The organism is Stenotrophomonas sp. NPDC077420 (genome assembly GCF_044543385.1).
GTDB lineage: Bacteria > Pseudomonadota > Gammaproteobacteria > Xanthomonadales > Xanthomonadaceae > Stenotrophomonas.
Genome location: NZ_JBITVZ010000001.1, coordinates 158,487 through 181,894 on the forward strand (window position 1 = coordinate 158,487; position 23,408 = coordinate 181,894).

Below are 23,408 nucleotides of genomic sequence, written 5' to 3' on the forward strand. Positions count from 1 at the left end.
GTCAGCGCTCCTCCAGCGGTTCGTCGGCACCGGACAGGGGGCGCGCCGGGGTGTGGCTGCCGTCTTCGATCGGCGGCTGCTGGTCGTGCGGCTTCGGCCCGGTGCGGATGATCTTCACCAAGTACCAGATGCCCCAGCCGAACACGAACGCGTAGCCGACGACGTACACGCCCAGCGACACCGCGGTCATCCACGCGCTCTGCGGACCGACCGCATCGGCGGTGCGCAGCACCCCGTACACCACCCACGGCTGGCGGCCCATTTCGGTGACGAACCAGCCCGACACCAGCGCGATGAAGCCGCTGGGCAACATCCAGTTCCAGCCGCGCACCAGCCAGCGCGATTCCAGCAGGCGGCCACGCCACCACTGGAAGGCCGAGGCCCAGGCCAGCAGCAGCATCAGCGTGCCCAGCCCGACCATGATGCGGAAGGCGTAGAACACCGGCACCACCGGCGGCCGTTCGCTGGCCGGCACCGAGGTAAGCGGGTCGAAGGTGCCGTCGAAGGAATGGGTCAGGATCAGGCTGCCCAGGCGCGGGATCGCGATCTCGAAGTCGTTGCGCTCGGCCTTCTCGTTGGGCACCGCGAACACTACCAGCGGCACGCCTTCGCCCTCGCCTTCGGCATGCCAGTGCGCTTCCACCGCTGCGATCTTCATCGGCTGGTGCTTGAGGGTGTTCAGGCCGTGCATGTCGCCGACGAAGATCTGCACCGGCACCGTGAGCGCGGCGAACGCCACTGCGGCCAGCAGCATGGTGCGTCCGGCCTCCACGTGGGTGCCCTTGCGGAGGTACCACGCCCCCACCCCGCCGATCACGAAACAGGTGGTGATGAACGAGCCCAGCGCCATGTGCGCCAGCCGGTACGGGAAGGAGGGATTGAACACGACCTGCCACCAGTCCTGCGGCACCACGATGCCATCGATGATGGCGTGCCCGGCCGGAGTCTGCAGCCAGCTGTTGGACGAGAGGATCCAGAACGTGGACACCAGCGTGCCCAGCGCCACCATGCAGGTGGAGAGGAAATGCAGGCGCGGCGAGACCTTGCCCCAGCCGAACATCATCACGCCCAGGAAGCTGGCTTCCAGGAAGAACGCGGTGAGCACTTCATAGGTGAGCAGCGGGCCGATCACGCTGCCAGCCACCTGGCTCAGGCGCGGCCAGTTGGTGCCGAACTGGAAGGCCATGACGATGCCGCTGACCACGCCCATGCCGAAGGACACCGCGAAGATCTTCTGCCAGAAGAAATACAGCTCGCGCCAGATGGGCTTTTTGGTGCGCAGCCACTGGCCCTCGACGAAGGCGAGCCAACTCGCCGTGCCGATGGTGAAGGCCGGGAACAGCACATGGAAACTGATGACGAACCCGAACTGGATCCGCGACAACAACAACGCGTCCAAGCGACGCCTCCGCAGCATTCTCTGGAATCCGCACCAGTCTGGGCCGGTTTCCGTGAAGAGGGCATGCGACCCGGTGACGCGCTGCTTCACTTTGTCGCAGCCACGGTAGGTATCGACCGTTGGTCGATACGGCGTGTCCGGCGCCAGGAGCCCGGCGCGGTGCGCCGACGCACGACCAACGGTCGTGCGCTACCGGGGGCCGATCATGGCGCGCATGGCCCATGACCTGTGGCCCCCTCGCCGAAGGTCCGGCGCTGCTACGCTTGGCGGGTTTTCCTTTACGGTGCTGCCCGCGATGCCCAGAACGCTGCCCTTGTCCCTGCTGCTGCTTGCCGCCCTTGGTGGCGCGGCCCACGCGGCACCGACGCCGATCACCATCGAACAGGCCATGGCCGACCCGGACTGGATCGGTCCGCCGGTCGAGAGCGCCTGGTGGTCGTGGAACAGCCAGCAGGTCGAGTACCAGCTCAAGCGCACCGGCAGCCCGGTCCGCGACACCTTCCGCCAGCCGGTCACCGGCGGCACCGCCAGCCAGGTCGCCGATGACCAGCGCGGCAGCCTGGACGTGGAAAACCCGGTGTACGACAGCGCCCGCCAGCGCGCCGCGTTCGTGCGCAACGGCGACGTGTTCCTGCGCGACCTGCGCAGCGGCGCGCTGACCCAGCTCACCCGCAGCACCGAGAAGGCCAGCGCGGTCAACTTCGCCCGCGACGGCGGGGTGATCTGGCGCACGGGCCAGAACTGGTTCCACTGGACCGCCGCCGGCGGCGTGCAGCAGGTGGCCAGCCTGAAGGCCGAAAAGAACCCCGACGACGCCCCGAAGGCCGACGTGCTGCGCGACCAGCAGATGCGTACCCTGGCCACCCTGCGCAACGACCGCGCCCAGCGCGACGCGCTCAAGGAGCAGGAAGCCAGCTGGCGCCGCGCCGACAGCACCCGCGCGCCGGGCCCGGTGTACCTGGGCGCCGAGGTGGAGATCGTGGACAGCGCGCTGTCGCCCGACACCCGCAGCCTGATCGTGGTGACCAAGCCGAAGAGCTTCGATGAAGGCCGCGGCGGCAAGATGCCCAAGTACGTGACCGAATCGGGCTATGAGGAGTTCGAGGACACCCGCACCCGGGTGGGCCGCAACGACCCGGAACCGAACGCGCTGTGGCTGGTCGACGCCGTCACCGGCACGGTCAAGCCGCTGTCGCTGGACAGCCTGCCGGGCATCGGCACCGACCCGCTGGCCGCGCTGCGCAAGGCTGCCGGCAAGGACGCGCTGAAGGGCAGCCGCCCGGTGCAGGTGCTGGGTGGCCCCGGCGCGCCCGGCGTGCGCTGGAGCGCCGATGGCCAGCAGGCCGCGATCCTGCTGCGCGCCAATGACAACAAGGACCGCTGGATCGTCAGCGTCAGCCCGGCCGAGGCCAGGCTGCAGACCCGCCACCGCCTCACCGACGCGGCCTGGATCAACTGGAGCTTCAACGACTTCGGCTGGTCCAACGACAACCGCACGCTGTGGCTGCTGTCGGAAGAATCGGGCTATTCGCACCTGTACACCCAGCAGGGCACGGCCAAGCCGCAGGCGATCACCAGCGGCAAGTGGGAAACCTCGATGCCGGTGCCCAGCGCCGACGGCCGTGGCTTCTACGTGCTGTGCAACCAGCAGGCGCCGGGCGACTACGAAGTGTGCGCGGTGGATACCGCCTCGCGCCAGGTGCGTGAGCTGACCTCGCTCAACGGCGTGGAAGACTTCTCGCTGTCCCCGGACGGCCAGCAGCTGCTGGTGCGCTACTCCGGCGCCTACCTGCCGGCGCAGCTGGCGGTGGTGCCCATCGCGGGCGGCCAGGCCAAGGTGCTGACCGACACCCGCAGCGCGGCCTTCAAGGCCCGCCAGTGGATCCAGCCCAGGCTGGTGCAGGTGCCTTCGAAGCATGGCGCCGGCGTGGTCTGGGCCAAGTACTACGGCCCAGAGAACCTGGAGCCGGGTAAAAAGTACCCGATCGCCATGTTCGTGCACGGCGCCGGTTACCTGCAGAACGTGCACCAGCGCTACCCGGCCTACTTCCGCGAGCAGATGTTCCACAACCTGCTGGTGCAGCAGGGCTACGTGGTGCTGGACATGGATTACCGCGGCAGCGAGGGCTACGGCCGCGACTGGCGCACGGCGATCTACCGCAACATGGGCCACCCGGAACTGGAAGACTACAAGGACGGCCTGGACTGGCTGGTGGCCACCCAGCAGGGTGACCGCGACCACGCCGGCATCTATGGCGGCTCCTACGGCGGCTTCATGACCTTCATGGCGCTGTTCCGTTCGCCGGGCACGTTCAAGGCCGGCGCCGCGCTGCGCCCGGTGGTGGACTGGCACCAGTACAACCACGGCTACACCGCCAACATCCTCAACACCCCGGACATCGACCCGGAGGCGTACCGCGTCTCCTCGCCGATCGAATACGCCGAGGGCCTGCAGGACCACCTGCTGATCGCGCACGGGATGATGGACGACAACGTGTTCTTCCAGGACTCGGTCAACCTCACCCAGAAGCTGATCGAGCTGCACAAGGACAACTGGAGCATCGCGCCCTACCCGCTGGAACGCCACGGCTACGTGCGTGCCGATTCCTGGCTGGACCAGTACAAGCGCATCCTCAAGCTGTTCGAAGAGAACCTAAAGTGAGCCACGACGCGGCGACGATACGGATCGTCGCCGCGGTCATCACCGATGCCGCCCAGCGCGCGCTGGTGGTGCGCAAGCACGGCTCGGCGGTGTTCATCCAGCCGGGCGGCAAGCCCGAGCCGGGCGAGGCACCGCTGGCCGCGCTGGCGCGCGAGCTGGACGAGGAACTGGGCGTGCAGCTGGACCCCGCCACGGCGGTGCCGCTGGGCGCCTACAGCGACTGGGCGGTGCACGAAACCGGCTGCCGGGTGCACGCCGAGGCCTGGTGGGTACAGGTGCTGGGCACCCCACAGGCACGGGCGGAGATCGCCGAACTGGCCTGGGTGCCGTTGCAGCCACCGCATGGCCGCTGCTTGGCACCGTTGAGCGAAGACCATATCCTGCCGGCGGCCGCCCGCGTGATCGCGCGCGGCTGATCCCCCACCGCCACCTGCTACAGGACACCGGATGTCGTCGACGCTTCCCCCGCTGCTGCCTACCGCCGCCGCCGCCCCGACCGGCGACGCCGCGCCGCGCTTCCTGGCGCCACTGGCCAAATCGGTCCTGGTGGTGTGCATCGTCTCCGCGCTGTCCTGGGCCGGCTGCGCCGTACTGGCCGTGCTGCTGGGCAACTCGGCGTGGCTGCACGACCTGCTGCAGGGCGCCGACCTGTCCTGGGTGCCGCCGTCGCTGCGCTGGTTCGGCCGGCACGCGGTGGCGGTGAACCTGGCGCTGTTCGCCCTGTGCGTGGCCGGTGCCGTGGCCTGCTGGGGCATCCTGCGCCGCCAGCGCTGGGCCCTGTGGACCTTCATCGTGCTGCTGGTGCTGACCGCCCTGCTCAACTTCGTCGGGGCCTGGGTCATCGATGAGATCTTCCGCTACCTGATCGTGCACCTGCCGCAGCATGTGGATGCCGAGGATGCCAGCCAGCTCCGCCACGACCTGCGCATCAACCGGGCGCTGTACACCGGCATCACCACGCTGACCGCGTTGTCGTTCGCTGCCCTGCACGGCTGGCTGCTGGTGCGCGTGCTGCGCCCCGACGTGCAGCGGTGGTTCAAGCGCTGACCACGGACCCGGCGCGGCCGTGCGGTACATTACCGGCATGAACGATTTCGACCGCGTCCGCGCCTACCTCACCGACCTGCAGGACCGCATCTGCACCTCCATTGAAACCGCCGATGGCCAGGCGCGCTTTGCCGAAGACCGCTGGCAGCGTGCCGAGGGCGGTGGCGGGCGCACCCGCATCCTGCGCGACGGCGCGGTGTTCGAGCAGGCCGGCATCGGTTTCTCGGACGTGAGCGGCACCCGCCTGCCGCCGTCGGCGTCGGCCAACCGGCCGGAACTGGCCGGCGCGTCGTGGCGCGCCACCGGCGTGTCGCTGGTCTTCCACCCGCGCAATCCCTACCTGCCCACCACCCACGCCAACGTGCGCTACTTCAGCGCCGAGCGGGAGGGTGAGCAGGTGGCATCCTGGTTCGGCGGCGGGTTCGACCTGACCCCGTTCTATCCCTTCGACGAGGACGTGCAGCACTGGCACCAGGTCGCGCACGACCTGTGCGCGCCGTTCGGGGAAGCGCGCTATGCGGCGCACAAACGCTGGTGCGACGAGTACTTCTTCCTGCGTCACCGCAATGAGACGCGCGGCGTGGGCGGGCTGTTCTTCGATGATCTGCACGGCGACTTCGAGCGTGATTTTGCCTACCTGCGCGCGGTGGGCGATGGCTTCCTGGACGCCTACCTGCCGATCGTGGAGCGTCGCAAGGATGCCGCGTACGGGGAGCGCGAGCGGGAGTTCCAGCTGTACCGCCGGGGCCGCTATGTGGAATTCAACCTGGTCTACGACCGCGGCACGCTGTTCGGCCTGCAGAGCGGCGGGCGCAGCGAAAGCATCCTGATGAGCCTGCCGCCGCGCGTGCGCTGGGAGTATGGTTTCACGCCCGAACCCGGCAGCGCCGAAGCGCGGCTGGGCGATTACCTGGTGCCGCGCGACTGGGTGACGGGGGCATAGCGCGGGCCGGTTGCGAGGGGCGCTGCCACGCCGGGCGCGGCACTACGGGCGGTGGAGCATGGCCGCGTATTCGGCGCGCAACTTCGGCAGCTTTTTCGCGTAGTGCAGGTAATTGCGTTCGGCCATGGATTTGTCTTCGCTGGCGCTGTCATCGAACAATCCGCCACCGCAGAAGGTGCGGAGCACCTGGTGGCGAACGAAGCGGTCCACGGCATCCTCGAGCATGATCTCGTGGGCCTTGTCCAGCTTGATTTCATTGCGCGCGATGCGTTTCAGCAGCTTGTCCAGCTCGCGGGCCTGGGCCTGCGGGTGGTCGGGGACGGTGGACGCATGCGCGTACGACGGCGAGAACGATGCGCCCGGCTCGTTGGCGACGTTCTGTGGAATGGCGCGCGAGTCCGGCAGTCGTCTGCAGGCGGCGTCCTGCCCCGCCGCCTGGGCGTAAGTGGGCAGTCCCGCGCTCTGCCCGAAGACCTGGTCATACGTCGGAGGCGTATCGTCCATATGCGGCGTAGCGTTCCCGTGCAGGACAGCACCCGGGCGTTCCAGATAGACGGAGACCCAGCGCCGGGTCGTGGAGCTCGATGAGAGAGGAGCGGTAACGGCATCAAGGGGCATCGCAGGCATCTCCATTGCGCGGGCCGACCGGACGGCGGCCGCTGATACCGGCGATTCCAGCAGCAGGCTTCCGGCTGCGCTTCCAGGTTTCGATCGTCGGCGGCCGACGGTATCCGGGCGCGGAGGGCCAGCCCGGGCCGGCCAACGGCCGGCGCTACCGCTTCTGCGTCACGATGGTGATGTGGCCGTTGATTTCCAGCAGCGCCATGGAGACCTCGCTGATGTGCGCGCAGCCCTGCTGGCGCATGGCCGCTTCCACGTCGGCACGGGTGACCAGTTCACGCCGCAGCACCGAGTCCAGCAGCTTGCCGTCGCGGGCGATCAGCACCGGTTCGCCTTCCACCAGCGCTTCAACGCGGCGGCTGCGCTGGCTCAGCCAGCCCACGGCGTAGTTGAGGGCGATCAGCGTGGCCGCCAGCAGCAGGCCGCCGCCGAGCGAGGTGTCCTTGCCGAGCAGCGCGTTCTGCACCGCGTTGCCCAGCAGCACGATCAGCAGCACGTCGAACGGGGTGATCTGGCCCAGGGCGCGCTTGCCCGACAGCCGCACCATGCCCAGTACCACCACGTACACCACGACCGCGCGCAGGATGAATTCCCACCAGGGCATGGCCAGGTCGAACAGATCGCTCATCGGTGCTTTCCTTGGATACTGCCGGCAGCATGGGCGCGTGGCGTGCAGGAGGCAATCGGCGTCGCCTGGGCCGGCCAACGGCCGGCGCTACCGGGCGGCGCCCTGCGGGAGCCCAAAATAAAAAGCCCCGCCGACCAGGGGGAGGTCAGCGGGGCCGGGGAACGGGCGCTTGGGGAGGAGCCCCCGTTCCGAGATCTGCTCCAGGGGATGGGAGAGATCCACAACAGGCGTTGCGCCTGTCGAGGTCTATAAAAGCACCTTGAACATTGATGATTCGTGAAGGGGGCCAATTAATACTCGGTTGAATCTTGAAACATTCATCCAAGAGTCAGTTTCTCGCCTCAACGCCGGCCAATTCAGCTTTTATAACGTGATTCGGGTCTCAATGCGCCTCATCCCAGTTATCGCCGACCCCTGCGTCCACCACGAGTGGGACGCGCAATTGCGCCGAAGACGACATTAGTTCCACCACCTGCGAACGCAAGGTCTCCAGAAACTCGCTTTCGGTTTCGAATACCAGTTCGTCGTGCACCTGCAGAATCATCCGCGCCCGCCCGCCCTGCCCCTGCAGCCAGTCGTCCACCTTCACCATGGCGCGCTTGATGATGTCCGCGGCGGTGCCCTGCATGGGCGCATTGATCGCCGCCCGCTCGGCACCGGCGCGCAGGCCCTGGTTGCGCGCGTGAATGTCGTTCAGGTACAGACGCCGTCCCTCCAGGGTCTCCACGTAGCCGTGCTCGCGCGCCTGCTGGCGCATGCCTTCCATGAAGTCGCGCACGCCGGGGTAGCGGCTGAAATACAGCGCCACGTAGTCCTGCGCCTGGCCGCGGTCGATGCCCAGGTTGCGCGCCAGCCCGAACGCGCTCATGCCGTACATCAGGCCGAAGTTGATCGCCTTGGCGGCACGCCGCTCGTTCGGGGTGACCTCGTCCAGCGCGCGGCTGAACACCTCGGCGGCGGTGGCGCGATGCACGTCCACCCCCTGCTCGAAGGCGCGCACCAGGCCCGGGTCCCCGGACAGGTGGGCCATGATCCGCAGCTCGATCTGCGAGTAGTCGCAGGCCAGCAGCTTGTGCCCGGGCGGCGCCACGAAGGCACGGCGGATGCGGCGGCCGTCCTCGGTGCGGATCGGGATGTTCTGCAGGTTCGGGTCCGACGACGACAGCCGGCCGGTGGCCGCCCCGGACTGGTGGTAGCTGGTGTGGACCCGGCCGGTGTCCGGGTTGACCATCTCCGGCAGCTTGTCGGTGTAGGTGCTGCGCAGCTTGGCCAGGCCGCGGTACTCCAGGATCACCCGCGGCAGCTCATGCTGCTCGGCAATCGCCTCCAGCGCCTCTTCATTGGTGCTGGGTTGACCCTTGGGGGTCTTCACCAGCGCCGGCAGCTTCAACTCGTCGAACAGCACCGCCTGCAGCTGCTTGGGCGAGTCCAGGCTGAAGGTGCGCCCGGCCAGCTCGGTGGCCTTCTGCTGGGCCGCCAGCATGCGCGCGCCCAGGTCCTGGCTCTGCCGGCGCAGCTCGGCGCTGTCGATGTAGACGCCATTGGCCTCGATCCGGGCCAGCACCGGCACCAGCGGCATTTCGATGCTGCGGTACACGTTGTCCAGCGAGGCCGATTCCACCAGCTGCGGGTGCAGCACGCGGTGCAGGCGCAGGGTGATGTCGGCGTCCTCGGCGGCATAGCGGCTGGCTTCGTCCAGCCCCACCTGCGAGAACGGGATCTGCTTGGCGCCCTTGCCGGCCACGTCCTCGAACTTGATCGTGGTGTAGCCCAGGTAGCGCAACGCCAGCGAATCCATGTCGTGGCGGGTGGCGGTGGAATTGAGCACGAAGCTCTCGAGCATGGTGTCGTCGTGGTAGCCCTGGACATTCACGCCATGGCGGCGCAGTACGTGCAGGTCGTACTTGCCATGCTGTCCCAGCTTCTTCTTTTCCGGGTTCTCGAGCAGCGGCCGCAGCGCATCGAGTACCTGCTGCCGGGGCAGCTGCGCGGGCGCGCCGGGGTAGTCATGCCCGACGGGAATGTAGGCCGCCTTGCCCGGCTCCACGGCCAGGCTGATGCCGACCAGGTTGGCGCGCATCGCGTCCAGCGCATCGGTTTCGGTATCGAAGGCCACCAGCTCGGCCGCTTCGGCGCGGGCCACCCAGGCTTGCAGCTGTTCAATGGTGAGCACGGTCTCGTAGTCGCCCGGCGCGGACAGGGCCGCATCCAGGGCCGGGGCCGGCTCGCTGGCCGCGCCGCGCGCATAGCCGGCGGCAGTGCCGCGCAGGCTGACCGGCGCGTCGCTGGCCGTCGCCGGGGCCGGGACCGGTCCTCCCAGCTCCTTCAGCGCCTGGGTGAAGCCGTAGCGCAGGTAGAGCTCGCCCAGCGTCGGCACGTCCGGGTCGCGCAGGGCCAGGGTCTGCGGGGAGGCCTCCAGCGCCACGTCGGTGCGGATGGTGACCAGCTCCCGGTTCAGCGGCAGGCGCTCCAGCGCCGCACGCAGGTTTTCGCCGATCTTGCCCTTCATGGCGGGGGCGGCCGCCATCACCCCGTCCAGGGTCTGGTACTCGGCCAGCCATTTGGCGGCGGTCTTGGGCCCGCACTTCTCCACGCCCGGGACGTTGTCCACGGCATCGCCCATCAGCGCCAGCAGGTCGACGATCTGGTCGGCGCGCACGCCGAACTTGTCCATCACCGTGGCATCCGAATCCATGCGGCTGCCGGTCATGGTGTTGACCAGTTCGATCCCCGGCCGGACCAGCTGGGCAAAGTCCTTGTCGCCGGTGGAAATGGTGACCGTCATGCCGTCGCGGTGGCCCTGCAGGGCCAGCGTGCCGATCACATCGTCGGCTTCCACGCCGGGGACGCGCAGGATGGTCAGGCCGAGCGCCTCGACGATCCGGCACATCGGCTCGATCTGCGGGCGCAGGTCGTCGGGCATCGGCGGGCGGTTGGCCTTGTAGTCGGCGTACAGGTCGTCACGGAAGGTCTTGCCGGGCGCATCGACCACGAAGGCGACGTACTCCGGGCGCTCCTTCAGCGTGGCGCGCAGCATGTTGACCACGCCGAACAGCGCGCCGGTGGGTTCACCGGCCGCGTTGGTCAGCGGCGGAAGCGCGTGGAACGCGCGATACAGGTAACTGGACCCGTCAATCAGGACTAATCGGCTCATGCGACGATTCTACGCGCCCCGCCGCGGTCGATTACGGCACCGGCATCACGGGGCATGGGGCATAATCCAGGCTCCCCCGCTCCAGGAACCTTGGTCCATGAAGACTCTGATGCTGGCAGGTCTGCTTGTGTTGGCTGGCTGTGCGACCACTGGCGGCAGCGCCGGCGCGCCCCCGGTCGATGTCACGGGCGCCGATATCGCCAAGCGCGTCATGGACAACGGCGACACCATCGAGGAGTACCGGGTGGCCGGCCAGTTGCGCATGGTCAAGGTGACCCCGTCGCGTGGTGCCCCGTACTACATGTACGAGGGTGGCCAGACCGGGGGCGACCGCAGCAGGGACGGGGTGTCGCCGGTGTACTGGAAGCTCTACAGCTGGTGAGCCACGCACGACCCTGCCGTAGCCGATGACCACGCCCGAACGCCGCAAGCCCATCGACCCCGCCGCCCTGCGCGAAGGGCTGACCGCCGAGCAGCGCCAGGCGGTGGACACCCTGGAGCACTTCGGGTGGCAGCTGCGCTTCGTGCGCCGCCCGTTGTTCCGCGATCCGGTCCCGGTGCTGTTCGACCGCAGCGGCGAGCGCTACGTGGTGCTGCAGCCCGATGGCAGCCTGGACGAATCGCAGACGCTGAAGCTGAGGCCGTAGAGCGGGGCGCTGCCCCGCTGGCGCGGTAGCGCAGCCGGGCCACGCGTTATCGGATGACCAGCACCGGTACGCTGCTGCGTGCCAGCACTTCGGCGGTCTGGCTGCCCAGCAGCACCCGGGTCACGCCGCGGCGGCCGTGCGAGGTCATCACGATCAGGTCGCTGCTGCGCTCGGTGGCGGTATCGATGATGCCGTCGGCGGCGTAGCGGTCCAGCACATGCACGGTGGTCGCGCGCAGCCCCTGCGCCTCGCAGGCGGCCTTGGCCGGGGCCAGGACCTTCTGCGCGGCTTCTTCGCGGTCGGCCTTGTATTCGGGGCTGTTGGTATACCCCACGCTCCAGCCCATGGCGTCGTACATGCCCACCGCCCACGGTTCGGACACGGTGACGATATCGACCTCGGCGTTGAGGTCCCGGGCCAGTTCCAGGCCCTTGAGCAGGCCCTTTTCGGACAGCTCGGAGCCATCGGTGGCAATCAGGATCCGCTTGTACATGGCACGCTCCTTGGCGAAGGCAGTGGGGACACCATTGCACACCCGGCGTGGAGGCAATGCCTTGAGCCGGATCAATCGGGCCGGTCCGGGGGACTGCCGAGTACCGCGCGCGTGGCGCTGGCGACCTCCTGCTGGATCCTCAGCGCGCGATCGGGATCGGCCTGCACCCATCCGGCGATCTGCGCCGGATCGAACCGCGCCAGCAGCGCATCGCGCCGCGCAAGCAGCTGCCCGCTCAGGTCCGCTGCCGTCGGCCACCGCTGCCCCGCCCCGTCCGGCAGCACTGGCCAATGGCGCTGGATCACGGCGCTGATCGCCGACACCGGCAGCCGTCCCAGACGATAGGCCATTTCAGTGAGGGTATCGGCCACGTCCGGGTGCGGTGCGACCGGGGGGCGGAACAGCGCGACAACGCTGTCGGACTGGAAACCATAGGGCCATGGGGTGACATCGTGAAGCTCGCCTGGATCATCGGACATCGCGTCGAATTGACCGACGTTGGCGACATATGCCAAAGGAATCGGGAACAGCGACGGCGGCCGCTGGGCGATGGCCACCCCACCGCTGTACCGCTTGGCGAGCATCGCGCCGCTCTGCGGATCGCGGAATCCCAAGGGGCCGCAGGCGCCGAAATCCAGCGACATGCCCACCCGCTTTCCCTCGCGCAGCGTGTAGCCGAAGTTCTCCAGCCGGTAGTTGAGCTGGTCCCAGTTGCACAACCAGCGTGAAGCGATGAAATGACGCAGCTGTTCGCAGCGCAGGGGGCGCGGCAGCAGGCGGTTCATCGCGTCCAGCGCGTTGAACCGGCGCTGGTCGTTGGCGGCATGCTGTTGCGCGCCCTCGCCGCGCAGTGCCCACCACTCGACCCCGGCGTCGTTCAGCAGCCCGGCGTTGTCGGATACGGCCTGCGCATGGTCGGCCCGTAGCGCCTCGTAGGTGCTGCGCGCTGAAGGGTCCGCTGCCGCGACCAGCGCTGCGGCCGCGTCACTCACCAGGAAATCGCCCAGGTCCTGGAAGTCCGCCTCGAAGCGTGAGCCGACATGCCGGGTACCGGTCGGCAGGCCGTCAACGGCCGCCACCAGCCCGGTGTCGGGCGCGACCAGCCCGGTGAGCTGGAACAGGTTGCCCAGCGTGACTTCCATTGCGCTGCAGGAGGCGTCGGCCGTTGCCTTCACCCGCCAGCGCTCGTCGCCCCGGGTGACGATCATGGCCGACTGGCTGCCCGCTCCCTGCCAGGGCCGGGCTGGACAGTCGGCCAGATCAAGCATCTGCGGCACCCGGGCCGGTGCGTTGTGCAGATGCGACACCACCAACGCCGGCAGCGACCTGCGCGGCGTGCGGGCCGGGTCTGGAATGCCAGCAAGGGAAGGGAGCGAAGAGGTCCGCTGGATCGCGCTGGTGATCAAGGCCGGTGCCACTGCTGGAGTGGGCACGGACACTATCAGTGTTCGGCCCGCCCGCCGCTCGGACTGGTTGCAAAGCTCACTGCGGAAGGGATGAACGTCGGCGCGGAGGACGCGTGCGGGTCAGCGCCAGCGCCACCGCCGCGACCGCCGCGGCAGTCACCCAGAAGGCCCAGCCCTGCAGCAGCAGGTCACGCGTGGCACTGGGCGGCGTGCAGCGCATCCGCAGCAGGTCCAGGCTGCCGCCGCTGTCCAGGCAGGCGGCAGCGTGTTCGAACAGGGCAAGCACCGGTGCCGCCCAGCCCGCCGACAGCGTCAGCGCGACCAGTGCCGCCATCAGGTACGGGATTCCCTTGTTCATGTGCGCGCTCCCAGCAGACAGCGCCAGACTCTGGGCGCACGACCGGGGACCGACAAGCGGCACGCGACGAAGCGGGGGAAAACGGGGATGAGTCGCGTTCGAGCGACGGTAGAGCCGACTGTCAGTCGGCTGCTCTCCCGTCGGATGCGCGGCAACCGGGGCGGTTGTCCCATTGCCCGGTGGCTGCGTGGCCGACCAACGGTCGGCGCTACCGGGATCAGGCGATTTTGACTACGCGTGCGCCCTGGCACAGCGGGTAGCTGGCCAGCAGGTCGGCGATGCGCTCGGCCATGGTGTCGAACGAGGCACCATACAGATACAGCGCGGTCTCACTCGGGCCCTGCCACCAGCTGCAGATCTCGCCGTGGCCGTCGATGCGCTCGACGATCTGGTCGAACACGTAGTTCGAGTCGCACTGCTCGTAGACCTCATCGGGCAGGTCGGTGCCGTTGAGGTACAACGCCAGGCCTTCCGTGGTGCCGAAGGCAAGGTCGGCCTCGCCTTCGCGCTGGATCAGCGAACCCTTGGGGGCGCCAAGCTGTTGGAGGGCTTCGATCAGGTTGGGCAGGGCGGCGGCATCGTGCAGCTGGATCTCCAGGTCACCGTATTCGACCTCGCCTTCCTCCGACAGCGCGGTGCCACCCCCCATGATCTCCCCGATGCCGGCGCCCTCCAGCATGGCGTCGAGCGGATCCTCGAACAGCTGCAGGCGGTGTTCGGGCTGCAGGCGGGCGTTGAGTTTGACGTTGATGGCAACAGGGGAGGTGGACATGGGACACGCCTGGAAAGGTGGGTGGGTCATTGTAGAACCACGCCATTGAGCTGACCCCCAAATGTTGGACAGTTGGGGGCTAGGTTGCGGAGGCTTGGGTCCGATATTGAATCGGACTCATGCCACCCAAGCCGAGCTTGATGCGCTTGTGATTGTAGTACCGGATGTAGCGTTCCAGGCCACTCTCCAGCTCTTCGACGCTGGAGAAGTTCTTCAGTCGGAAGAATTCTTCTTTCAGCGTGCCAAAAAAGCTTTCCATTGCAGCGTTATCGAAACAATTTCCCTTGCGGGACATGCTTTGAGAGATGTTCCGCTCGGCCAACTGGCGCTGGTAGCTCGGATGCTGGTACTGCCAGCCCTGGTCGGAGTGCATCAGCGGTGTCTGGCCCGGTTTGAGCCGCCTGAAGGCCTTGCTGAGCATGCTTGTGATCATGTCCAGGTTGGGGCTTGTGCTGATCTGATAGGCCACGATTTCCGCATTGAATAGATCCATGACTGGCGATAGGTAAAGCCTTTTGTCGGCCACTTTGAACTCAGTGACGTCGGTGACCCACTTCTGATTGGGTTGAGAGGCTTGGAAGTCACGGTCAAGATGATTGGGCGCAACCGTACCCGCCATCCCGCGATAGGACCGGTATTTCTTGACGCGCACCACGGATTTCAGACCCATCAGCCCCATCAACCGCTGCACTGCTTTGCGGTTGATCTGCTCGCCGTTGGCCCGAAGCGTCTCGGCAACCCTACGATATCCGTATCGCCCTTCGTGGCGTTGATAGATCGCTTCAATCGCACGCTTCAGCTTCGCCTTCGCGTCGGGACGCTCAGCGGCCTGCACCTGGTGGTAGAACGTGCTGCGAGGAAGGCTTGCCGCTTTGAGCAATAACGGCAGGCGATGCTGATGCCTCAATCCTTGGACGACTTCTGCCTTGCCAGCTCGGCCGCCTGCTCTTCCCGGATCAAGGCATCCATTTTTTTTAGGAATGCATTCTCCGCGCGGAGGTATTCCAACTCCTTATGCAGCTCCTTTGGAGTCATGTCTTCAGGCCGTTTCGGAACGGCAGGCTTCTTCTTCATGCGGGGTCGGACTCGAGCAGGGGTCAAGGCGATCGTACCTCCGAGATCATACTGATCTCGCCACTTCTTGATCACCGTCGAGCTGCCAATCCCGAACCTGACCATCGCCTGGCGCAGCGACAGACCTTCACAGTCCATCCGCTTGAGAACAGCAGCCTTAAAGCTGGGCGAATAGCGCCGCGCTCGCGATCCCTTGAAGCTCTGCTGGCCGTGCTCACGGTAGGTCTCGATCCAGCGATGGACCATCGACCTCTCTAGCCCATATCGTCGGGCCAACGCGGCCACCGGGAGGGCGCCTGCGGCGCCCTCCCGGGCCACCTTCAACTTGAAACGCCTTTCGTATTGGATCATGAACAAATTCCAGAGGTTGGATGGGCGTCCAACTTCTGGGGGTCAGTTCAAGGGCGTGTCGCTACAATCATTCTCCCCACGACGTACAGGCGATTTTTCCTTTGTCCTATCCCTACCCGCTGGTGATTTTTGATCTGGACGGCACGCTGGTCGACAGCGCGGCCGATATCGCCGAGGCGCTCAACCGTACGCTGGAAGACTGGCAGCTGCCGCGCGTGCCCGAAACCACGGTGCTGACCTGGATCGGTGATGGCGTTCGCCGCCTTGTCGAGCAGGCCTTCACCGCGGCCCGCAGTGACATCGATCTGGATCGCGTGATGCCCGGTTTCATGCGCCACTACGAAGCGTGCCTGCTGCGCAGCCCGCGGCTGTATGACGGCGTGGTGCCGGCGCTGGAGGCATTGCGCGCGCGCAAGGTGACGCTGGCCATCTGCACCAACAAGCCGTCAGCCATGGTCGCGCCGCTGCTGGCCCATCTGGGTGTGCAGGACTTCTTCGAGAAGGTACTGGGTGGCGATTCGCTGCCCGAGCGCAAGCCCAGCGGGGTGCCGCTGCGGCATATCGCCGCTGCGTTCGACGTGGCCCCCACGGCCGCGCTGATGGCCGGCGATTCGATCACCGACTACCGCGCCGCGGTGGATGCGGGCATGCCGGTAGCGCTGGTGCGTTACGGGTATCCGCGCGGGTTGGATCTGGACACGGTGGACGCGGTGGCGGTGGTGGACGACCTGCGGGCGTTACCCGGGTTGTAGGGCGGTCGTGGCGCCGTGCCGACCAACGGTCGGCACCTACCGTGCTCGTGGAGCGGCGGTGATGCCGAGCCGTGCTCGTGGAGCAGCTGTGACGCCGAGCCGTGCACCCGGTAGCGCCGGCCGTTGGCCGGCACCTCGCGATGCCGGCCAATCTCGGTTCACTTCGGCTGGTAACGCACGCTCAGGCGGTACTCGCGGCCCGGCTGGTTGTACCAGGCCACCGTTTCGTAGTCGCGGTCGAACAGGTTGCTGACCCGGCCCAGCACCGACCAGTCGCGGCTGATCGCATATTCCAGGCGCAGGTCCACGGTGCCGTACCCGGCCAGGCGCACGGTGTTGTCGGCATTGTCGTAACGCTCGCCGGCAGCGGTCGCGGTCACGCCGGCGCGGAAGCCGCCGAAGCTGCGGTCGATGTCCAGGCGCGCGGTGTCCTGCGCACGGCGGGCCAGCCAGTTGTCGAACTGCGCACTGCCGTCGGTGCGGTTGCGCGGGTCGGTGTGACTGAGCTGCGCGCTGAGATCGAAACCGGCCACGCTCAGCGCGCCGGTCAGCTCGGCGCCGCGGATGCGCGCCTTCTCCACCTGCGACATCATGAAGGTGGTGGCGTCGTAGGTGATCAGGTCATCGATGCGGGTTTCATACACATCCAGGCCCCAGCGCCAGCTGTCGCCCTGCTGGGCGATGCCAAGGTTCGCGCTCTTGGATTTCTCGGGATCCAGCCCGGGCACGCCGCTCCACGGGTCATACAGGTCACTGAAGGTCGGCGCCTTGAACGCGGTGCCGTAGCTGGCATTGAGGCGGAAGCCGCCGCCCAGTTCCATGCCCCAGCCCAGGCTGCCGGTGGTGTGGTTGCCGAACTGCTCGTTGTCGTCGTTGCGCACGCTGGCCTGCAGGTGGTGCGCGCCGAAGCGGCCCTGGTACTGCACGAACACGCCGGTGTTGTCGCGGCTGTCGACCAGATAGCCCGCGCTGCTGCCGTCCAGGTTGTCCTGGCTCCAGTCCACGCCGGCGCTGAGCAGCTGCCCGTCGGCGATGCCCACGTCGGCCTGCACCGAGGCGCTGTCCCGGTGGGTCTGCGCGGCGCCCAGCCAGGTGCTGTCGTTATAGTTGTCCGACTCGTTGTCGGCGCGGCCGACGTTGGCGGTCAGGGTGAAGCGCTCGCTCGGCGCGTAGCGGACCTTGCCGCCCAGCACCTGCTGCAGGGTTTCGGAGTAGTTGTAGTAGCCGTCGTAGTGGTTCTCGCCTTCGGCGCGCAGCGCGGTACCTTCCACGCTCAGTGCATCGGTCAGCGTGTAGCCGCCGCGCAGGCTCATCGACAGGTTGCGGTAGCCGTCGCGGTCGGGTTCGTTGGCGCCGCAGCCGGCGAAGGTGACCGGATCACCGTTGCAGGCATTGATGCCGTCGGTGTGCTGGTAGGCGATGTCGGTGCCGAACCAGCCGCGCGCGCCGGTGCCGCCGAAGCCACCGCTGGCTTCGCGCAGTCCGTTGCTGCCGCCGCCCAGCTGCAGGTGCGGGGCGAAGTCGCCGGCATTGCGGCGGGTGAAGATCTGGATCACGCCACCGATCGCATCGGCGCCGTACAGGCTGGACTGCGGGCCGCGCACGATTTCCACGCGCTCGATCTGCGCCAGCGGCAGGTCCTGCAGCATGGCCAGGCCGAGGTCGCCGGTGTTGATGCGCACGCCATCCACCAGCACCAGGGTGTGGGCCGAGTTGGTGCCGCGCAGGAACAGCGAGCTCTGCTTGCCCAGCCCGCCGCTGTTGTTGAGGTTGATGCCGGCGCGACCGCGCAGCAGGTCCTGCAGCGACGGCGCCTGGCTGCGCTCGATTTCGGCGCGGTCGATCACCTGCGCCGGCGAGATGCTGTCCTGCAGGGCAATCGGGGTGCGCGTGGCGGTGACCAGGATCGGGTCGAGCGCGCGGGCATCGTCCTGCGCGGCGGCCAGCAGGGGCAGCGCGGTCAGCACGGCCAGGGTAAGCGTTTGGATCTGCAGCTTCATCGGTGACTCCATGCACCGCGCACGCCCGCGCGGCAAAGTGGGGGGCGGTGGTCAACGGAGGCACGCGACGGTGGGCAGCGCGCACGGCACTGCTTGCCGTCGCCATGCCCGCCGCATCGCAACCAGTCGTCTTCCGGGCCGGTCTCCGGGCTTGCGGGCCGATGGCGGACCATCGCACCAGGCGCCTTCCCATGCCTGCGCACAGTGACGTATTGCCTGGCGTTCCACGCTTACCGTTGCGGGGGCAGCGCCGGCCTGGCAGCAGGCAGGACCTGTTGCGTCACCGGCTTCCCGTTTCAACCTGCCGGCATGCGCCGCAGGTCACCTGAAAGTGCGCGCAGTGTAGAGCAAAGCCGGGCAGGCGGCGCAGCGCAGGGCGGGGTGATGCGGCGCGAGCGGTTAGAATGCGCCTCGCTTTACAACGTGGTTCCCATGAAAAAGACGCGGTTGCAGCACCTTGGGCGGCGGATCCATTGCGGGACACCGGCATGATCCTGGATCTGATCCGGCATGCCGCCACCGGCCGCGACGACCACCTGGATGGCCGTACCGATCCCCCCGTCGAGGTGGAGGGCGCCGACCTGATCTGTGCGCGCTACGCGGACGTGCCGTGGCAGCGCGTGGTCAGCTCGCCGCGTCAACGGGCCCTGGCCACCGCTGCTGCGCTGGCGCTGCCGCGCGGGCTGGAGGTGATGGCCGACGAGGAATGGGGAGAACTGGATTTCGGCGACTGGGATGGCCAGCCGCTGGATGCGCTGCCGTTGCAGGCGCTGCAGGCGTTCCACCTGGACCCGCATGCGAACCCGCCGCCACACGGCGAAAGCTGGGGCCATTTCGAGCGCCGCATCGCGCGCGCGCTGCACCGCCTGTTGGATGATCCCGATCCGGTGCCGACCGTCATCGTCAGCCACGGCGGGCCGCTGCGCATGGTGCTGTCGCAGGTGTGCGGGCTGCCGATGGCGATGTGCTGGGCGCTGCGGATCGACCACGGGACGCGGCTGCAGCTGCGGGTGGAGCGGGACGAGGGGGCGCTGTGGGGCGAGCTGCTGGAGCTGCGTAGTGCCACGCCCTGCGTGGCTGACTGAACCTGGCACCACGCGCGGCCCCGCAGCGCGTGGCGCTACGTCCGGTCTTCGTTGTCCAATTCGAAGGGTGCGTCGTCGCCTTCGTCATCGTTGACCACGGTGCGGTCGTAGACCGGGCCGGAGGCGGGCGGGGCCTTCTTCAGCGGGTTGTCGGCGATGATCGCGTCGTACTCGGCGACCAGCTCCGCGCGACGCGCCTCCGGCAGCTCCTGCCAGTGGCAGTCCTGCAGCGCGCCTTCCAGCGAGTACAGCAGGTTGAGGCTGGGCTTGAAACCGGCGCGACGCACTTTCACGAACGCGCCTACCGCGCCGGCGGCGGTGAGGTCCTCGGCCGTGCGCAGACCGACCTGGCGCAGCCAGGCCGCGCTCTTGGGGCCGATGTTGCGCAGCTTGGCGCTCATCCCAGTGCCTCGATGAAGACCGCCGCGATCGCTTCCAGGCCCGCCTGGTCGTCGGCATCGAAGCGGGCCAGCACCGGGCTGTCCAGGTCGAACACGCCGATCAGGGTGTCGCCCTTGACCAGCGGCACCACCAGTTCCGAGCGCGAGGCCGAATCGCAGGCGATGTGGCCGGGGAAGGCCTCCACGTCCTCGATGCGCTGGGTCCTGCGCTGCGACGCGGCCGCACCGCACACGCCCTTGCTGAGCGGAATACGCACGCAGGCGGGCAGGCCCTGGAACGGGCCGACCACCAGTTCGGTGCCGTCGAAGAAGTAGAAGCCCACCCAGTTCAGCTGCGGCAGGGCGTGGTAGACCAGCGCCGACAGGTTGGCGGCATTGGCGATGCGGTCGCGTTCACCGTGCACCAGGGCGCGGGCCTGGGCCAGCAGCTGGCCGTACTGTTCCGGCTTGCTGCCGGTGAGCGTGGAGGTATCGAACATGGCCGAAGTCTAGCAAGTGCGGCCGCTGCCGGACCGCCCGGGCGCGGAACGCTGCGGTGCCGGCGTGCCAGGCCCGATAATGGCCGCCCCTGTTCATCGGTACGGCCATGTCGCTCCCTGCCTTCCCCGCGGCCTTCTACGTCACCGGTACCGACACCGGTATCGGCAAGACCTTCAGCAGCTGCGTCCTGCTGCACGCGCTGCGCCAGCGCGGCCGACGCGCGGTGGGCATGAAGCCGGTCGCCAGTGGCTGCGCGTCGACCCCGCAAGGGCTGCGCAATGAAGACGCCACCGCGCTGCTGGCGGCCAGCGACCCGACCCCGGCCTATGAGGACCTGAACCCCTACGCGCTGCCGCTGCCGCTGGCGCCGGAACTGGCCGCCGCCGCCGCGGGCGTGACCCTGTCGCTGGCACCGATCGACGCCGCGTTCGGCCGCTTGCGTGCACAGGCCGACACCGTGGTGGTGGAAGGCGTGGGCGGCTGGCTGGCGCCGCTGTCCACCCATCTGGATCAATCGCATCTGGTCCAGGCGTTGCAGCTGCCGGTGGTGATGGTGGTCGGGCTGCGGCTGGGGTGCCTGAACCACGCGCGGCTGACCGCGCAGGCCATTGCCGCCAGCGGCGCCCGCTGCATCGGCTGGATCGCCAACGAGGTGGACCCGCAGATGCAGTGCATCGACGACAACGTCGCCCTGCTGAAGGCGCGGCTGCCGATGCCGTGCTGGGGGCGCCTGCCGTATGCACCGGGTGCGGACCCGGCGCTGCTGGCCGCCGCCCTGACGTTGCCCATGCAGGAATTCTGAAGGTCGGGCAGACGATAGGCACCTACTATCGCGGGCCGCACAGCCCTGGTGACCCCCCGCGATGCTACGTTCCACACAGGCGGAGCCGAACCCCGCCCACCGGTTCATCACCTCTCCCCGTGCGCCCGCCGCTCGGGGCAACGCAGACGCCCGCGAGGCGGCACCGGTGTCGCCCCGGCTGGCCCTGGATGGCCTGCGCAATGGGCAGGCACCGCGGGCCCCGCGTGACGCCGCCGGCGGCGAATCCATCAACGCCCGCATCAATGACCTGTTCGCGCGCGTGCGCCAGCAGGAGCGCGGCCTGGACGTGAGCCCGCCCAAGGTCACCTCCTGCATCGCCTTCCCGCCGCGCACGGACGCCAACGGTGCGATGGCGCGGGTCGTGCGCTCCCCGGACAACGCCGTGGACTGCCTGGTCCGCCTGCTGGACACGCCGCTGGCCGGCCGGGTCGCGATCATCAACCCGGCCGACAGCCGCCACCGCGGCGGTGGCCTGGGCGTGGACACGTTCCGCCACCAGCGCATGCCCGCCGAGGAAACCCTGTGCGTGCTGGGGCGCGGGGCCAAGGCCAGCCTCGATGCGGCCACGGGCTATCCGCTGGGTCCGGACAAGGTGGGCCAGCGCCAGCTGTATTCGGCCGGCCTGCAGATGCGGTACGACCGCGCCGTGCTGCAGGCCCTGTGCGACGTGAGTGGAACGCCCGGGGCGCGCCTGGAGGCGCAGCGGGATCTGTTGCTGGACGCGTCATTCGCGACGCCGTCGCGCAACGCGCCGCGTTACGACATGATCTCCATCGCCGCGCTTGATCGTCGTGACCAGCCCCAGATCGATGCGAAGGCGCTGTACACCGGCATGCTGCGCCAGTTCGCGCACGCCATGGTCAATGCCAAAGAGCACAAGGTCGAAACCTTCATCCTGGCGCTGCCTGGCAGCGGGCTGTTCTCCAGGACATCGCGCAGGCATGACGCCCCGGCCGATCCGCTTTACCAGCACGTGCTGGCACGCGCCGCGGTCGACGCGATCCGGTTGTTCAGCAGGGGCCTGCAACGGGTGGTGATTCCCTCGCACGGGAAGGAACTGGACGCGCTGATCGAGCTGTACCGGAAACAGCCCGTGCGGGTTCCGCCCCCGGCTGCCGCCGCGCCCGTCGCGCCGCCGCGGCCTGGCCCGCGCATGCCACCGGTACCGGCGCAGCGGCACGCGCAGCCGCGTGCGCCCTTCTTCCGGTTGAGCCGGCCTGCACAGCTGCCGCGCATCATGGGCGGGCTGCATTACCAGGTCGAGCGGGAAAATCTTTCACAGCAGCTCCATCCGGCAGTGGCCCACGCCCTGCAATCGCTGATCGGCGATGGCAGCAAGGTGACCCTGCGGCGCGTGCATGGCGTGCCGGTGCCCACGCAGGGGCGGCAGCCGTACTGGTTCCTCTGCCGTGATCCGGACCCGAACGCCGGGCGCGCGCTGGTGAGCGTGCAGGTATCGCCCAGGCAGCGCCAGGTGTTCGAAGTGGTGTTCAGTCGCCAGGCGTTGCCGCAGCTGGCCAGCAGGGTCGCGCGCGCACCTGCGGCGTAACACCCCCTCCCGCTGCCCACGCGTCAACGCGCCGACAACGTCGACACCAACCGCGGCTTTTCGCGGTACAGCTGCGGGTACATGCGGTGCAGCGCATCCACCTTCGGCTGGTCGTTGATGCGGATGTACAACGACTCGGGGTGCAGCGTGAGGTAGTTCTGGTGGTAGCCCTCGGCGGCGTGGAACGGTTTGCCGCCATCGACCGTGGTCACCACCGGTGCCGCGTACGCGCGTGCCTGCTGCAGCTGGGCGATGTAGGCGCGGGTGGCGTCGCGCTGCGCGGCGTCGTCGGCGTACACCGCCGAGCGGTACTGGGTGCCGTGGTCGGGACCCTGCCGGTTGAGCTGGGTCGGGTCGTGCACCACCGAGAAGAACACCTGCATCAGCTGGCCGTAGCTCACCTGGCTGGGGTCATAGGTCACCTGCACGGCCTCGGCATGGCCGGTGCCACCCGCGCTGACCCGCCCATAGTTGGCATCGCCGGGGCGTCCGCCGATATAGCCGGACACCGCATTGTCCACCCCCTTGATGTGCTGGAACACACCCTGCACGCCCCAGAAGCAGCCGCCGGCGAACACCACCTGGGCGCGCTTGCCCGGCAGCGTCGGATTGGCCGCGCCGCGCGGTGCGGGCACGGCGACCACGGCGTCGGCCGGCGCGGCATGCGCCGGGCGCTCCAGGCTGAGCACCGCGGTGACGGTCAGGGTGGCGATCACGGCGGCAATGCCGCCGGCTACCAGTTTGTCCACGGAAAGTCGCATGG

At 68.2% G+C, this 23,408-nt stretch carries 23 protein-coding genes and 1 riboswitch; of the genes, 10 read left to right on the forward strand and 13 right to left on the reverse strand.

Annotation, left to right across the window (positions count from 1 at the left end; genetic code table 11):
* Window position 1 precedes the first annotated feature (1 nt).
* A complete protein-coding gene (locus ACIGII_RS00695; RefSeq protein ID WP_399637767.1) occupies window positions 2-1,399 on the reverse strand; it encodes a cytochrome ubiquinol oxidase subunit I in 1,398 nt (465 codons plus the stop codon).
* Between the two features lie 295 nt (window positions 1,400-1,694).
* On the opposite strand from ACIGII_RS00695, the gene ACIGII_RS00700 reads away from it, so the two are divergent.
* The 4 genes from ACIGII_RS00700 to hemF are packed head-to-tail and all read left to right on the forward strand — an operon-like array spanning window position 1,695 to window position 6,051.
* Window positions 1,695-4,061, forward strand: a complete 2,367-nt coding sequence (locus ACIGII_RS00700) for a S9 family peptidase (protein WP_399637770.1) — start codon at window positions 1,695-1,697, stop codon at window positions 4,059-4,061.
* On the forward strand, window positions 4,058-4,477 hold the full coding sequence (locus ACIGII_RS00705; RefSeq protein WP_399637772.1) for an NUDIX domain-containing protein: 420 nt from the start codon (window positions 4,058-4,060) through the stop codon (window positions 4,475-4,477). Before ACIGII_RS00700 ends, ACIGII_RS00705 begins: the two co-directional genes overlap by 4 nt.
* A gap of 31 nt (window positions 4,478-4,508) precedes the next feature.
* A complete protein-coding gene (locus ACIGII_RS00710) occupies window positions 4,509-5,108 on the forward strand; it encodes a hypothetical protein (protein ID WP_399637775.1) in 600 nt (199 codons plus the stop codon).
* 37 nt (window positions 5,109-5,145) lie between these two features.
* Complete coding sequence (hemF, locus tag ACIGII_RS00715; protein WP_399637776.1) at window positions 5,146-6,051, forward strand: oxygen-dependent coproporphyrinogen oxidase; 906 nt, start codon at window positions 5,146-5,148, stop codon at window positions 6,049-6,051.
* A gap of 42 nt (window positions 6,052-6,093) precedes the next feature.
* Here hemF and ACIGII_RS00720 read toward each other — a convergent pair whose 3' ends face one another.
* The 3 genes from ACIGII_RS00720 to polA form a co-directional block, all read right to left on the reverse strand.
* The gene (locus ACIGII_RS00720; RefSeq protein ID WP_399637779.1) at window positions 6,094-6,555 is read right to left on the reverse strand and encodes a hypothetical protein; all 462 of its coding nucleotides are present in this window, start codon (window positions 6,553-6,555) and stop codon (window positions 6,094-6,096) included.
* Between the two features lie 268 nt (window positions 6,556-6,823).
* A complete protein-coding gene (locus tag ACIGII_RS00725) occupies window positions 6,824-7,300 on the reverse strand; it encodes a DUF421 domain-containing protein (protein ID WP_399637781.1) in 477 nt (158 codons plus the stop codon).
* A 382-nt stretch (window positions 7,301-7,682) separates the two neighbouring features.
* Window positions 7,683-10,454, reverse strand: coding sequence for a DNA polymerase I (gene polA, locus ACIGII_RS00730; RefSeq protein ID WP_399637783.1), 2,772 nt, complete (start codon window positions 10,452-10,454; stop codon window positions 7,683-7,685).
* A gap of 97 nt (window positions 10,455-10,551) precedes the next feature.
* Between polA and ACIGII_RS00735 the strand changes: the two genes are divergently transcribed.
* Window positions 10,552-10,836: a DUF2782 domain-containing protein gene (locus ACIGII_RS00735; RefSeq protein WP_399637786.1), complete on the forward strand. Its 285-nt coding sequence runs from the start codon at window positions 10,552-10,554 to the stop codon at window positions 10,834-10,836.
* 25 nt (window positions 10,837-10,861) lie between these two features.
* Window positions 10,862-11,101 (forward strand): hypothetical protein, encoded by a 240-nt coding sequence (locus ACIGII_RS00740; protein WP_399637789.1) that lies wholly within the window; start codon window positions 10,862-10,864, stop codon window positions 11,099-11,101.
* A gap of 46 nt (window positions 11,102-11,147) precedes the next feature.
* Here ACIGII_RS00740 and ACIGII_RS00745 read toward each other — a convergent pair whose 3' ends face one another.
* The 5 genes from ACIGII_RS00745 to ACIGII_RS00765 form a co-directional block, all read right to left on the reverse strand.
* Window positions 11,148-11,594: a universal stress protein gene (locus tag ACIGII_RS00745; protein WP_399637791.1), complete on the reverse strand. Its 447-nt coding sequence runs from the start codon at window positions 11,592-11,594 to the stop codon at window positions 11,148-11,150.
* 71 nt (window positions 11,595-11,665) lie between these two features.
* A complete protein-coding gene (locus ACIGII_RS00750) occupies window positions 11,666-13,027 on the reverse strand; it encodes a hypothetical protein (protein ID WP_399637793.1) in 1,362 nt (453 codons plus the stop codon).
* A 49-nt stretch (window positions 13,028-13,076) separates the two neighbouring features.
* A complete protein-coding gene (locus ACIGII_RS00755; protein ID WP_399637796.1) occupies window positions 13,077-13,358 on the reverse strand; it encodes a hypothetical protein in 282 nt (93 codons plus the stop codon).
* Between the two features lie 217 nt (window positions 13,359-13,575).
* Complete coding sequence (locus ACIGII_RS00760; protein ID WP_399637798.1) at window positions 13,576-14,130, reverse strand: hypothetical protein; 555 nt, start codon at window positions 14,128-14,130, stop codon at window positions 13,576-13,578.
* A gap of 79 nt (window positions 14,131-14,209) precedes the next feature.
* Window positions 14,210-15,555, reverse strand: a protein-coding gene (locus tag ACIGII_RS00765) for an IS3 family transposase (RefSeq protein WP_399657368.1) whose coding sequence is annotated in 2 segments (ribosomal slippage) — window positions 14,210-15,096 and window positions 15,096-15,555 — 1,347 coding nt in all. Because the reading frame shifts where the segments join, the coding sequence is not laid out codon by codon here.
* A gap of 101 nt (window positions 15,556-15,656) precedes the next feature.
* Between ACIGII_RS00765 and gph the strand changes: the two genes are divergently transcribed.
* Window positions 15,657-16,307 (forward strand): phosphoglycolate phosphatase, encoded by a 651-nt coding sequence (gene gph, locus ACIGII_RS00770; protein WP_399635757.1) that lies wholly within the window; start codon window positions 15,657-15,659, stop codon window positions 16,305-16,307.
* Between the two features lie 158 nt (window positions 16,308-16,465).
* Here the strand turns inward: gph and btuB are convergent, their stop codons facing one another.
* A complete protein-coding gene (gene btuB / locus ACIGII_RS00775) occupies window positions 16,466-18,307 on the reverse strand; it encodes a TonB-dependent vitamin B12 receptor (RefSeq protein ID WP_399635755.1) in 1,842 nt (613 codons plus the stop codon).
* A 118-nt stretch (window positions 18,308-18,425) separates the two neighbouring features.
* A riboswitch (cobalamin riboswitch) is annotated at window positions 18,426-18,651 on the reverse strand.
* 144 nt (window positions 18,652-18,795) lie between these two features.
* Between btuB and ACIGII_RS00780 the strand changes: the two genes are divergently transcribed.
* A complete protein-coding gene (locus ACIGII_RS00780; RefSeq protein WP_399635752.1) occupies window positions 18,796-19,392 on the forward strand; it encodes a histidine phosphatase family protein in 597 nt (198 codons plus the stop codon).
* A gap of 35 nt (window positions 19,393-19,427) precedes the next feature.
* On the opposite strand, the gene ACIGII_RS00785 is transcribed toward ACIGII_RS00780, so the two are convergent.
* On the reverse strand, window positions 19,428-19,793 hold the full coding sequence (locus ACIGII_RS00785; RefSeq protein WP_399635750.1) for a TfoX/Sxy family protein: 366 nt from the start codon (window positions 19,791-19,793) through the stop codon (window positions 19,428-19,430).
* Window positions 19,790-20,272: a GAF domain-containing protein gene (locus ACIGII_RS00790; protein ID WP_399635748.1), complete on the reverse strand. Its 483-nt coding sequence runs from the start codon at window positions 20,270-20,272 to the stop codon at window positions 19,790-19,792. Before ACIGII_RS00790 ends, ACIGII_RS00785 begins: the two co-directional genes overlap by 4 nt.
* A gap of 107 nt (window positions 20,273-20,379) precedes the next feature.
* On the opposite strand from ACIGII_RS00790, the gene bioD reads away from it, so the two are divergent.
* A complete protein-coding gene (gene bioD, locus ACIGII_RS00795) occupies window positions 20,380-21,075 on the forward strand; it encodes a dethiobiotin synthase (protein WP_399635746.1) in 696 nt (231 codons plus the stop codon).
* Between the two features lie 61 nt (window positions 21,076-21,136).
* Window positions 21,137-22,645, forward strand: coding sequence for a hypothetical protein (locus tag ACIGII_RS00800; RefSeq protein ID WP_399635744.1), 1,509 nt, complete (start codon window positions 21,137-21,139; stop codon window positions 22,643-22,645).
* Window positions 22,646-22,668: 23 nt separating this feature from the next.
* Here the strand turns inward: ACIGII_RS00800 and msrA are convergent, their stop codons facing one another.
* Window positions 22,669-23,406: a peptide-methionine (S)-S-oxide reductase MsrA gene (msrA, locus tag ACIGII_RS00805; RefSeq protein ID WP_399635741.1), complete on the reverse strand. Its 738-nt coding sequence runs from the start codon at window positions 23,404-23,406 to the stop codon at window positions 22,669-22,671.
* Window positions 23,407-23,408: the final 2 nt, after the last annotated feature.

Excerpts from the sequence above, each read along its gene's own strand:
- ACIGII_RS00700 (WP_399637770.1), top strand. The coding sequence starts at position 1,695 with ATGCCCAGAACGCTGCCCTTGTCCCTGCTGCTGCTTGCCGCCCTTGGT.
- ACIGII_RS00710 (WP_399637775.1), top strand. The coding sequence starts at position 4,509 with ATGTCGTCGACGCTTCCCCCGCTGCTGCCTACCGCCGCCGCCGCCCCG.
- hemF (WP_399637776.1), top strand. The coding sequence starts at position 5,146 with ATGAACGATTTCGACCGCGTCCGCGCCTACCTCACCGACCTGCAGGAC.
- ACIGII_RS00720 (WP_399637779.1), bottom strand. The coding sequence starts at position 6,555 with ATGGACGATACGCCTCCGACGTATGACCAGGTCTTCGGGCAGAGCGCG.
- ACIGII_RS00725 (WP_399637781.1), bottom strand. The coding sequence starts at position 7,300 with ATGAGCGATCTGTTCGACCTGGCCATGCCCTGGTGGGAATTCATCCTG.
- polA (WP_399637783.1), bottom strand. The coding sequence starts at position 10,454 with ATGAGCCGATTAGTCCTGATTGACGGGTCCAGTTACCTGTATCGCGCG.
- ACIGII_RS00735 (WP_399637786.1), top strand. The coding sequence starts at position 10,552 with ATGAAGACTCTGATGCTGGCAGGTCTGCTTGTGTTGGCTGGCTGTGCG.
- ACIGII_RS00740 (WP_399637789.1), top strand. The coding sequence starts at position 10,862 with ATGACCACGCCCGAACGCCGCAAGCCCATCGACCCCGCCGCCCTGCGC.
- ACIGII_RS00745 (WP_399637791.1), bottom strand. The coding sequence starts at position 11,594 with ATGTACAAGCGGATCCTGATTGCCACCGATGGCTCCGAGCTGTCCGAA.
- ACIGII_RS00755 (WP_399637796.1), bottom strand. The coding sequence starts at position 13,358 with ATGAACAAGGGAATCCCGTACCTGATGGCGGCACTGGTCGCGCTGACG.
- ACIGII_RS00760 (WP_399637798.1), bottom strand. The coding sequence starts at position 14,130 with ATGTCCACCTCCCCTGTTGCCATCAACGTCAAACTCAACGCCCGCCTG.
- btuB (WP_399635755.1), bottom strand. The coding sequence starts at position 18,307 with ATGAAGCTGCAGATCCAAACGCTTACCCTGGCCGTGCTGACCGCGCTG.
- ACIGII_RS00780 (WP_399635752.1), top strand. The coding sequence starts at position 18,796 with ATGATCCTGGATCTGATCCGGCATGCCGCCACCGGCCGCGACGACCAC.
- ACIGII_RS00785 (WP_399635750.1), bottom strand. The coding sequence starts at position 19,793 with ATGAGCGCCAAGCTGCGCAACATCGGCCCCAAGAGCGCGGCCTGGCTG.
- ACIGII_RS00790 (WP_399635748.1), bottom strand. The coding sequence starts at position 20,272 with ATGTTCGATACCTCCACGCTCACCGGCAGCAAGCCGGAACAGTACGGC.
- bioD (WP_399635746.1), top strand. The coding sequence starts at position 20,380 with ATGTCGCTCCCTGCCTTCCCCGCGGCCTTCTACGTCACCGGTACCGAC.
- ACIGII_RS00800 (WP_399635744.1), top strand. The coding sequence starts at position 21,137 with ATGCTACGTTCCACACAGGCGGAGCCGAACCCCGCCCACCGGTTCATC.
- msrA (WP_399635741.1), bottom strand. The coding sequence starts at position 23,406 with ATGCGACTTTCCGTGGACAAACTGGTAGCCGGCGGCATTGCCGCCGTG.